This window comes from Ferrovum sp. JA12, assembly GCF_001431705.1.
GTDB lineage: Bacteria > Pseudomonadota > Gammaproteobacteria > Burkholderiales > Ferrovaceae > PN-J185.
In genome coordinates, this window is record NZ_LJWX01000002.1 from 951,159 (window position 1) to 962,267 (window position 11,109).

General features: G+C 44.5%; 6 protein-coding genes and 2 rRNA genes. 5 read left to right on the forward strand and 3 right to left on the reverse strand.

Annotation, left to right across the window (positions count from 1 at the left end):
- The first annotated feature begins 50 nt into the window (after positions 1-50).
- Together FERRO_RS09500 and FERRO_RS09505 are read left to right on the forward strand one after the other, a co-directional pair.
- The gene (locus tag FERRO_RS09500; RefSeq protein ID WP_056930668.1) at positions 51-2,324 is read left to right on the forward strand and encodes an NADP-dependent malic enzyme; all 2,274 of its coding nucleotides are present in this window, start codon (positions 51-53) and stop codon (positions 2,322-2,324) included.
- A complete protein-coding gene (locus FERRO_RS09505; RefSeq protein ID WP_056930607.1) occupies positions 2,324-3,298 on the forward strand; it encodes a S66 peptidase family protein in 975 nt (324 codons plus the stop codon). The genes FERRO_RS09500 and FERRO_RS09505 overlap by 1 nt, the downstream gene beginning before the upstream one ends.
- Before the next feature lie 3 nt (positions 3,299-3,301).
- Here FERRO_RS09505 and FERRO_RS09510 read toward each other — a convergent pair whose 3' ends face one another.
- Positions 3,302-4,234 (reverse strand): LysR substrate-binding domain-containing protein, encoded by a 933-nt coding sequence (locus tag FERRO_RS09510; protein WP_082601275.1) that lies wholly within the window; start codon positions 4,232-4,234, stop codon positions 3,302-3,304.
- 179 nt (positions 4,235-4,413) lie between these two features.
- On the opposite strand from FERRO_RS09510, the gene FERRO_RS09515 reads away from it, so the two are divergent.
- From FERRO_RS09515 to FERRO_RS09525, 3 genes are read left to right on the forward strand one after another with little or no spacing between them, the layout of a single operon-like run.
- On the forward strand, positions 4,414-6,378 hold the full coding sequence (locus FERRO_RS09515; protein ID WP_204374823.1) for a c-type cytochrome: 1,965 nt from the start codon (positions 4,414-4,416) through the stop codon (positions 6,376-6,378).
- 18 nt (positions 6,379-6,396) lie between these two features.
- Positions 6,397-7,398 carry a substrate-binding domain-containing protein gene (locus tag FERRO_RS09520; protein ID WP_082601276.1) on the forward strand — a complete coding sequence of 334 codons (1,002 nt, stop codon included), beginning with the start codon at positions 6,397-6,399 and terminating at the stop codon, positions 7,396-7,398.
- 18 nt (positions 7,399-7,416) lie between these two features.
- Positions 7,417-7,902, forward strand: a complete 486-nt coding sequence (locus tag FERRO_RS09525) for a DsrE family protein (protein ID WP_056930610.1) — start codon at positions 7,417-7,419, stop codon at positions 7,900-7,902.
- 60 nt (positions 7,903-7,962) lie between these two features.
- Here FERRO_RS09525 and rrf read toward each other — a convergent pair.
- Both rrf and FERRO_RS09535 read right to left on the reverse strand, forming a co-directional pair.
- A 5S ribosomal RNA gene (rrf, locus tag FERRO_RS09530) occupies positions 7,963-8,076 on the reverse strand.
- A 75-nt stretch (positions 8,077-8,151) separates the two neighbouring features.
- Positions 8,152-11,034, reverse strand: a 23S ribosomal RNA gene (locus FERRO_RS09535).
- Positions 11,035-11,109 lie beyond the last annotated feature (75 nt).

Consider the following 11,109-nt stretch of genomic DNA (forward strand, 5'->3'; position numbering starts at 1 on the left):
GGAGTCATAAAAAGCCACAAAAAAGACTCTTTTTCATACATGAGGACAATATGCTTGATGATTTAAGAAAAAACGCACTGGACTACCATCGCCTTCCCACCCCCGGTAAAATCGAAATAGCCGCTACAAAACCCATGACCACCCAAGCTGACCTAGCCCTAGCCTATAGCCCAGGGGTAGCTGCAGCTTGTGAGGCCATCGTGGAAGACCCCTCGCAGGTTCGTCATTTAACATCAAGAGCCAATCTCGTGGGAGTGGTCACCAATGGTACAGCAGTGCTGGGACTTGGTGCCATTGGCCCCCTTGCCGCAAAACCTGTCATGGAAGGCAAGGCTGTTCTATTTAAAAAATTTGCCGGCATTGATTGCTTTGATATTGAACTCAATGAAACCAATGTGGATAAGTTGGTTGATGCAATTGCCGCACTCGAACCCACTTTTGGCGGTATTAACTTAGAAGATATTAAAGCGCCAGAATGTTTTGAGGTTGAACGCAGACTGCGCGAGCGCATGAAAATCCCCGTTTTTCATGATGACCAACACGGTACTGCAATTATTGTCGGGGCCGCCGTCTTAAATGGTCTTGAAGTAGTGGGCAAAAAAATTAATGAAGTGAAGCTTGTCACCTCTGGCGCTGGGGCTGCTGCCTTATCTTGCCTTGACATGTTAGTGGCTTTGGGAATACCGCATCATAACATTTACGTAACCGACTTAGCTGGGGTGGTTTATACGGGACGCAAAGAATTGATGGATCCCAACAAAGAGCGCTATTGTCAGGACACCAGTGCGAGAACCCTCTCTGAAGTGATTGGTGGGGCTGATATCTTTTTAGGCCTGTCTGCAGGTGGAGTATTAAAACCTGAGATGGTTAAAGTGATGGCCAATAAACCATTAATTTTGGCTCTCGCCAACCCAGAACCAGAAATTCACCCTGATCAAGTCCGTGCAGTACGTGATGACGCTATTGTTGCCACAGGACGTTCTGATTATCCAAATCAAGTTAATAACGTATTATGTTTTCCCTTCATTTTCCGTGGGGCCTTAGATGTGGGGGCAACAACCATTAATGAACCCATGAAAATCGCTGCTGTTCAGGCTATAGCAAGCCTTGCCCGTGCAGAGCCCTCAGATATTGTGGCAGAGGCTTATGGTAATCAAAACTTAAGTTTTGGCCCAGAATATTTAATCCCTAAGCCTTTTGATCCACGTTTGATTATTAAAATTGCTTCAGCCGTGGCTCAAGCCGCCATGGAAAGCGGGGTAGCCACGAGCCCTATCACTGATATGGCCGCCTACCGTGAACGCTTAAATCAATTTGTGTATCACTCCAATCTGGTGATGCGCCCAGTGTTCGCTAAAGCCAAAACAGCTCCCAAAAGAATTGTTTTCTCTGAGGGGGAGGACGAGCGCATTCTGCAGGCTGTGCAAACCATCTGTGACGAGCGCTTAGCCCGACCCATTTTAGTGGGTCGCCCTGAAGTGATAAGTATGCGTATCAAACGTCTTGGTTTGCGTCTGACCGAAAACAAAGATTTTGAAATGGTTAATATCAATTCAGATCCTCGTTATCGTGAATATTGGCAGCTCTATCATCACATGATGGAACGTAAAGGTGTCACGCCTAACCTTGCTAAGCATGAGGTGTACCGTGAGCCCACTCTTACCTCAGCGTTAATGGTAAAAAGAGGTGAGGCTGATGGATTAATTTGTGGTTGTATTGGGCGCTATGCAGAGCACCTTTATTATGTTCAAAATGTATTAGGCTTAAAACAAGATGTCTCTACAGCAGCTGCAATGAATATGTTACTCAACCCCAAAGGCACATTCTTCGTTTGTGATACTTATGTTAATCCTAATCCAACTGCACACGAACTGGCTGATATTGTGAGCCTTGCTGCTGAAGAAGTACAACGTTTTGGTATTGTGCCCCGTGTTGCCATGCTATCGCATTCCTCCTATGGTAGTTATGACACAGACTCTGCAATAAAAATGCGTGAAGCGTTAGCGATCATTAGACAGCGTCTACCCAAGCTAGAAATTGATGGCGAAATGCATGCTGATGCTGCCATGTCAGATGAAATTCGTCATAATGTGATGCCTGGATCAAAACTCACTGGACGAGCTAATTTATTGGTCATGCCAACGCTCGATGCAGCCAATATCGCCTATAACCTGGTACGCGTCATTGGTGATAATGTGACGGTAGGTCCAATACTCTTAGGTATCAATGCTCCTGCACATATTCTCACTCCCACAGCAACAGTGCGTCGCATTATTAATATGACCGCCTTAGCTGTGGTTGACGCCCAATCGTCACGAACATAATGAATTACCGTCTACCCAAGCGTATTAGCACACAGGCCACTTTTGGTGTGTGTGCCCCGTCGGGTTTTATTACTAAAACCAATAAACTGGATTATGCGGAGCAATACTTAATCAATCGTGGATTCGGTGTTATTGAAGGGACTCATACAAGAGGACAAAGTGAGTATTTTTCAGGAACAGATAGAGAGCGCTTGGAGGATTTACATTCGTTAATCTGCAACAATAAAGTAGATGCCATAATGGCTGCACGCGGTGGCTATGGATTAACACGACTGTTAGAAAATATCGATTATGAGCTCATCGCTCAATCACAAAAACCTATTATTGGTTTTAGTGATATGACAGCACTCAATCTTGCATTACTCGCCAAAGCCCGCTTTATCAGTTTTCAAGGACCTATGCTAGTACCTGATATGGGGCATGACAATATCAGTCCTTATCTTGAATCCGTCTTCAAGTCTGTCTTAACTTCATCCCATTTCATGAGCGAGCGTTTCGCACTATTTGATAAAAACAGTGCTGAAGCTGATCATGAAAAAACACTCAAGTATCTCGATCGACCGTTACAGGGGTCTTTGTGGGGAGGCAACTTATCTATTCTCACTCATTTAACGGGCACGCCGTATCTGCCTGCTGTTGAAGGAGGAATTTTATTCATTGAAGAAGTCAATGAAGAACCCTATCAAATTGAACGTATGCTTATGCAACTCTATCATGCAGGGATTCTTCAAAAACAAAGCGCTCTATTACTATGTCAATTTAATCGTTGTGTAGCCACAGATCGCTCAGCCACCAATTATTCCCTTACTCAAGTCATTCATTATTTAAGGAACAAACTGTCTCTACCCATTATAGAAAACTTTCCATTTGGTCATGTGCGTGATAAATACACACTCCCCATAGGAGGTCTCGCAACGTTAACGGGCGTCGATGATAGGCATTACACCATTGAGATGTCTCAATACAACATATAATTGTTATACACTCTGTTTCATCGACTTCTCACCTGAGTGTATTAAAAATTCAAGTAGTCTCTCGGTTGCTGGAGTCACTGTTCGATGACGATTGAGTAAAATATAGAAAAAGCGTTGCAACGGGGGAAGATCTACATTTAATTCAACCAATTGACCTGAAAGGAGCCTATCCTCCACCACAAAACGCGACAAACACGCCACTCCCAGTCCTTCTACAGCCGCATGTTTAATTGCTTCATGGTCACTGAACTCAAGACTACTACGAATGGTTTGGAGATGAGGAAATAGATTTTGTTCAAGAATTTCACGGGTTCCAGATCCTTGTTCACGAATTAGCCAATTGGTATCAGTTAATCGTGAACGTGAAATTCTTTTACGTGTGTGAGTCCCTTTCATTATTGGATGCTGGGGAGAACATACCAAGAGTAATTGATCTGTCATCCAAGGAATAATGTTTAAATCTGTTCGATGTGAAACCCCTTCGACCAAACCACAATCCACTTCAAAATTTACTACTTTATCAACAATTCTGAGAGTGCTATCTATCATTATTTGTGATTGAGGAGCACTATCCCCTAAGACAATATTATTTTTTTTCCAATATTGAGCAAGCAATCGAGGTAATAAATAATTTCCGATAGTTAAGCTTGCACCAAGGCATAAAGAGAATGAATTTTTGTCCTTAAAAAGATAGGTTAAATCTTTTAATTGAGCCATTAGCGTCTGTACACGTGGTAAAAATAAACGACCGTTATTGTTTAATACTAATTTACGACCAACCCGATCAAATAAAGCAACGCCAACATGTCTTTCTAATTCGCCAATTGCAATACTTACAGCCGACTGCGACAAAGCCACCTGCTCTGCTGCTTTTGTGGCACTTTGTGTGCGTGATACTGCTAGGAACAATTGTAATTGCCGTAAGGTTAATGTCACTTAACACCTCTAATGCATTAATTTAATTAATACAATATCGATAAATAATTAATTAATCAAATTAAAAAATCAGGTTTAATAGAAAAAAACCATAAAAAAATTAATTCTAGAGAGAGCTTGCCATGACACATCGATTCCTATTCCTCTGTCTCGTTTTATTAACTAGTTTACTTACTAGTATGAATTCTTCTGCAGAGGATTCACAAGATAGCAAGAACGTCATTAAAAAAGGCGCATACCTCGCTCGCCTAGGCGACTGTGTGGCCTGCCACACCAGTCGTGAGAATGAGCCCATGGCTGGAGGAGTCATGTTTACTACTCCCTTTGGCAAACTCTACTCCACCAATATCACCCCTGACCCTGAAACGGGAATTGGTAAATATACTTACCAAGATTTTGCGAAAGCCCTAAGAGAGGGGATTACTCCTGATAGGGAGCATTTGTATCCTGCTATGCCCTATACAAGCTTTGCCAAACTCACTGATGAGGATATGCAAGCACTCTACAGCTATTTCATGAAAGGAGTGAAACCTATTCACGCTAGGGAAAAACAGAATCAATTACGTTTTCCCTTTAATATTCGGGCAGGGATTGCCGTATGGAACCAACTCTTTCTCGATAAAGGGATTTATCAGGATGACAACACTCAATCTAGCCAATGGAATCGCGGTGCTTATCTTGTACAAGGATTAGGTCACTGTGGCTCTTGTCACACTCCAAGAGGATATGGCATGGAAGAGAAAACACTGTCTGCCATGGGTGACACAGGACGGTTTTATCTATCTGGTAATACTATTGAAAATTGGCATGCGGTGAATTTAAAAAACCATTGGACTAGTAATCAATTCGCTGAATTCTTAAAAACCGGCCAAAATCAATATGGGACGGCTTATGGCACGATGTCTGAGGTTGTCCATCATAGTACTCAATATTTATCTGACAATGATCTAGCTGCTGTGGGTGAGTATTTAGCGAGCCTAACTCCTTCAAGCGCATCCAGCTTTCCAACTACAAACAAAAATGATAAAAAAGCGCTTTATCAAACTCGAGGAGGACTAGGCTATATTCAATTTTGCTCAGCCTGCCATCAAGAGGATGGACAAGGAGTCACACATTACTTCCCTACACTTAAGAACAACACCTCTCTCTTATCCGATAATCCCACCTCCTTGATTCATGTGTTATTGACAGGCTCCTACGCCCCCAAAACTCATACTGATGATAGGGGGTTTGCCATGCCAGCTTTTCAACAACTAACTGACAAGGAGATCGCTGAAATCCTGACCTTTATAAGAACAAATTGGGGTAATCATGGGCAAGGAGTTCGTGAAGAGGATGTGGCTACCATTCGCCAACAATTACCACTTACGCAGCCTACGACAACTCGTTTTCATACACCGCGTTTTGCTGACATGCTAGATCGTCCAAATAGCGCTCAGTTAATTCAAGGAATGTCTATGATGCTGCATACCGCTCAACAATTACCCAGTCATGTGGGGAATGATCTCAACTGTACCAGTTGCCATTTGAATGCTGGAACGGTGGAGATGGCAGCACCCTATATAGGGTTAACCTCAGTATTTCCAAGTTACCGACCCCGTTCAGGAAAAATTATTGACTTTAAAGATCGCTTAAATGGTTGCATGCAACGCTCAATGAACGGTAAAGCGTTAGATAAAAACTCTGTGGAACTGAATGCTATGGTGGCTTTTATTGATGCCATGAAGTCTCCCGTAGCGCCCAAAGAAGTTATTCCTGGTAGAGGGATAGGTAAAAAAATGTACTCACTCATTGCTAACGAAGCCCATGGTAAAACTGTTTACCAAGAAAAATGTGCTATCTGTCATGGTAAGGATGGCGCTGGATTGAAAGCCAAAGATGGTCATTACTATTTTCCTCCTGTTTGGGGAAAAAGATCATTTAATATCGGTGCTGGTATGAGTAGAACCTACACTGCAGCAGCCTTTGTTAAACATGATATGCCTATCTCAAATAATATGAATTTCCCACTAGGACAAGGTGGGCTCTCGGACCAAGATGCTGTTGATGTGGCGCAGTATTTCACACATCAATCACGTCCAGACTTTGCCAAGAAAGTCAAAGATTGGCCAAATGGTGGCAAACCTCAAGATGCCCGATATTAATAGTTAATAAGGATATCCATGATGAATAACTCATTAGCTCAATTGATCAATAACGTAAACACATCAAAGAGATCACTCATCACTATTCTTATTATTACCTTATGTTTGTTGAGTAGCAATACGTATGCAAACGATGATTTTTATCCACCCTGGAGTCACGGTAAAAATAATCCGGTAAAACAAAGAGGCCTTGAGATCACTGTTCCCGAAGTGGACAACCTTCCTGATATTCATGGTGATCCTTTTCATTCAGCACTCAATATATTTCTAGGAGGTAATTACTTCTTTGTTATGGCGCCTTTGGTAGAGGAGTTTGTCAAAGAGCACCCTCAATTTGAGGGGAGAATTTATTATGAAACTCTGCCACCAGGATTGCTATATAAACAAATCGAACAGCACGGAGTCATCACTGTCGGAAACATGACCTGGCAAGTACAAGCAGATGTTTATGCTGCAGGTCTAAGACGCGTGGAGCAACTGATTAAAGAGGGTCGTAGTAATGGTAAGGCTGTTCCTTATGTGACAAACACATTAGCAATTATGGTACCTAAAAACAACCCAAAACATATTTTATCTCTCACTGATCTCGCACAACCAGGGATTAAACTTGTGATGCCCAATCCACAATTTGAAGGGATAGCTCAACAAATTGAAAAAAGTTTGGTTAAAGCAGGTGGGGAGCAACTAAAACAATCTGTCTATGGCACCAAAGTTAACAATGGTGAAACCACCCTCACCCATATCCATCACCGACAAACCCCACTTACTTTATTGGAAAAGAAGGCAGACGCAGGAGTAACATGGCAATCTGAAGCCATATTTCAAGAGAAAATAGGCAATCCAATTAGTTATATATCGTTACCGAGTCAAGTTAATACGCGAGCTATCTATGCTGCAACAACTGTAAAAGGCAACCTTCATCCAGAAGCGGCACAACTCTGGATAGAATTCTTACAATCTCAAAAAGCATTATCCATCTTTAAAGAATATGGATTTGAAGCGTACCGACAAACTCATTAACCATAAGGAGTTATCACCATGATTAAAAAAACAATTCTTACAGGCTTCTTAGCATTATCAACGATAACAATCAATCCTGCCTTGGCAGAAGAATCAACATCACACTATGTAAAACCTATTATTCACCATCACGATTATGGAGAGTTAAAAGTAGTCGTTCCATTAACCACAGATAATCCAGCCATCCAAGGGATGAAATTAAGAAATATAGAAAACGCCATAAAAGCCACTAAGGAATGGAAGGGACATTTAAAAACTGTGGTTATACTTTATGCAAAAGGAGTTACTTTGCTAGATCACCCCAATGACAAGATAGCAACAAAAATCGCAGCTTTAAAAAAAGAAGATGTACAGTTTGAGGTATGTAATAACTCTTTAAAAGAACAGGGGCGCGACTATCACGACTTATACGATGTTAAAGAGTCAGATATCGTACCTTCAGGCTTTGCCGAAGTTGTTTATCTTCAACAGAAAGAACACTACGTCGTGAATCCTATTAATTAAGCTCGTTGATGAGTAACTGAAACTAAAAAACCCCTTGATAGGGGTTTTTTGATGAAGGGAGTCTGGCGGTGACCTACTTTCGCATGGGTAATCCACACTATCATCGGCGCAGTCTCGTTTCACGTCCCTGTTCGAGATGGGAAGGGGTGGGTCCAAGACGCTATAGCCGCCAAACAAAGCTGAGTCGGTGACTTTAACTACCAAGAAGAAGTAAATATTAGGTAAATTCACACAGATATCTGTGATTATAGGATCAAGCCTCACGGTCAATTAGTATCGGTTAGCTTAACACATTACTGCGCTTCCACATCCGACCTATCAACGTCCTGGTCTCGAACGAACCTTTAGGAGGGTTATACCCTCAGGGAAGTCTCATCTTGAGGCAAGTTTCCCGCTTAGATGCTTTCAGCGGTTATCTCTTCCGAACTTAGCTACCCGGCAATACGACTGGCGTCATAACCGGTACACCAGAGGTTCGTCCACTCCGGTCCTCTCGTACTAGGAGCAGCCCCCCTCAAACTTCCAACGCCCACTGCAGATAGGGACCAAACTGTCTCACGACGTTTTAAACCCAGCTCACGTACCACTTTAAATGGCGAACAGCCATACCCTTGGGACCGGCTACAGCCCCAGGATGTGATGAGCCGACATCGAGGTGCCAAACTCCCCCGTCGATATGAACTCTTGGGAGGAATCAGCCTGTTATCCCCAGCGTACCTTTTATCCGTTGAGCGATGGCCCTTCCATTCAGAACCACCGGATCACTATGACCTGCTTTCGCACCTGCTCGACTTGTCAGTCTCGCAGTTAAGCATCCTTATGCCATTGCACTATCAGTACGATGTCCGACCGTACCTAGGATACCTTCGCACTCCTCCGTTACTCTTTGGGAGGAGACCGCCCCAGTCAAACTGCCTACCATACACGGTCCCCGATCCAGTTAATGGACCTAGGTTAGAACCTCAATAACATCAGGGTGGTATTTCAAGGTCGGCTCCAGCACACCTAGCGGCATGCTCTCAACGCCTCCCACCTATCCTACACAAATCTCATCAAAGTCCAATGTAAAGCTACAGTAAAGGTGCATGGGGTCTTTCCGTCTAGCAGCGGGGAGATTGCATCTTCACAAACACTTCAACTTCGCTGAGTCTCGGGTGGAGACAGTGTGGCCATCGTTACGCCATTCGTGCGGGTCGGAACTTACCCGACAAGGAATTTCGCTACCTTAGGACCGTTATAGTTACGGCCGCCGTTTACTGGGGCTTCGATCAAGAGCTTGCACCCCATCACTTAACCTTCCAGCACCGGGCAGGCGTCACACCCTATACGTCCACTTTCGTGTTTGCAGAGTGCTGTGTTTTTATTAAACAGTCGCAGCCACCATTTCACTGCAACCCCTTACTGCTCCAGTCGCAAGGACCTTCACATCATCGGGGCGCACCTTATCCCGAAGTTACGGTGCTAATTTGCCGAGTTCCTTCACCCGAGTTCTCTCAAGCGCCTTAGAATTCTCATCCTACCCACCTGTGTCGGTTTGCGGTACGGTCTTCATGAAACTATCGCTTAGAGGCTTTTCTTGGAAGCTTGGTATCAGCAACTTCATAGTCTAAAACTACTCGTCATCACGCCTCGACATTAACCTCCCGGATTTGCCTAAGAGATCTGCCTACACGCTTAAACCAGGACATCCAACACCCGGCTTGCCTAACCTTCTCCGTCCCCCCTTCGCATTTCATCAAGGTATCGGAATATTAACCGATTTCCCATCAGCTACGCTTCTCAGCCTCGCCTTAGGGGCCGACTCACCCTGCGCCGATGAACGTTGCGCAGGAAACCTTGGGTTTTCGGCGAGCGGGCTTTTCACCCGCTTTATCGCTACTCATGTCAGCATTCGCACTTCAGATACCTCCAGCAAGGTTCACACCTCACCTTCTCAGGCCTACTGAACGCTCTCCTACCATATCATTACTGATATCCCTAGCTTCGGTGCATGGTTTGAGCCCCGTTACATCTTCCGCGCAGGACGACTCGATCAGTGAGCTATTACGCTTTCTTTAAAGGATGGCTGCTTCTAAGCCAACTTCCTGACTGTCTTCGCCTTCCCACTTCGTTCTCCACTTAACCATGTCTTGGGGACCTTAGCTGAGGGTCTGGGTTGTTTCCCTCTTGACACCGGACGTTAGCACCCGATGTCTGTCTCCCACGCTCGCACTTTCCGGTATTCGGAGTTTGCCTTGGGTTGGTAGATCTAAACGACCCCCTAGCCAAAACAGTGCTCTACCCCCAGAAGTGATACGTGAGGCACTACCTAAATAGTTTTCGGAGAGAACCAGCTATTTCCAGATTTGTTAAGCCTTTCACCCCTATCCACAGCTCATCCCCTAGTTTTTCAACACTAGTGGGTTCGGTCCTCCAACAGGTATTACCCTGCCTTCAACCTGGCCATGAATAGCTCATCTGGTTTCGGGTCTACACCCTGCGACTATTCGCCCTTTTCAGACTCGCTTTCGCTACGCCTCCCCTATTCGGTTAAGCTCGCCACAGAATGTAAGTCGCTGACCCATTATACAAAAGGTACGCAGTCACCCCTTACAGGGCTCCCACTGTTTGTATGCATGCGGTTTCAGGATCTATTTCACTCCCCTCCCGGGGTTCTTTTCGCCTTTCCCTCACGGTACTGGTTCACTATCGGTCGATTACGAGTATTTAGCCTTGGAGGATGGTCCCCCCATCTTCAGACAGGATTCCACGTGTCCCGCCCTACTTGTCGCAACCCCAGTTCCACCAATCATCCTTCGCGTACGGGACTATCACCCACTATGGTCGGACTTTCCATTCCGTTCCGCTAAATGTTCGGCTAAATGTTGCAGGCTCTTCCCGGTTCGCTCGCCACTACTACGGGAATCTCGGTTGATTTCTTTTCCTCTGCCTACTTAGATGTTTCAGTTCAGCAGGTTCGCTCCTTATGACCTATGTATTCAGTCATAGGTACCCTCGCGGGTGGGTTTCCCCATTCAGACATCTCCGGATCAATGCTCGTTTGCCAGCTCCCCGGAGCTTCTCGCAGGCTACCACGTCTTTCTTCGCCTGTAATCGCCTAGGCATCCACCACATGCACTTATTCGCTTGATCCTATAACCTCAGATACCCTCTACTTCAAGTACCTAAAACTATACTCTCCTTGTGTGTTTGTTTCATCACCTCCAG

Excerpts from the sequence above, each read along its gene's own strand:
- FERRO_RS09520 (WP_082601276.1), top strand. The coding sequence starts at position 6,397 with ATGATGAATAACTCATTAGCTCAATTGATCAATAACGTAAACACATCA.
- FERRO_RS09500 (WP_056930668.1), top strand. The coding sequence starts at position 51 with ATGCTTGATGATTTAAGAAAAAACGCACTGGACTACCATCGCCTTCCC.
- FERRO_RS09505 (WP_056930607.1), top strand. The coding sequence starts at position 2,324 with ATGAATTACCGTCTACCCAAGCGTATTAGCACACAGGCCACTTTTGGT.
- FERRO_RS09525 (WP_056930610.1), top strand. The coding sequence starts at position 7,417 with ATGATTAAAAAAACAATTCTTACAGGCTTCTTAGCATTATCAACGATA.
- FERRO_RS09515 (WP_204374823.1), top strand. The coding sequence starts at position 4,414 with ATGAATTCTTCTGCAGAGGATTCACAAGATAGCAAGAACGTCATTAAA.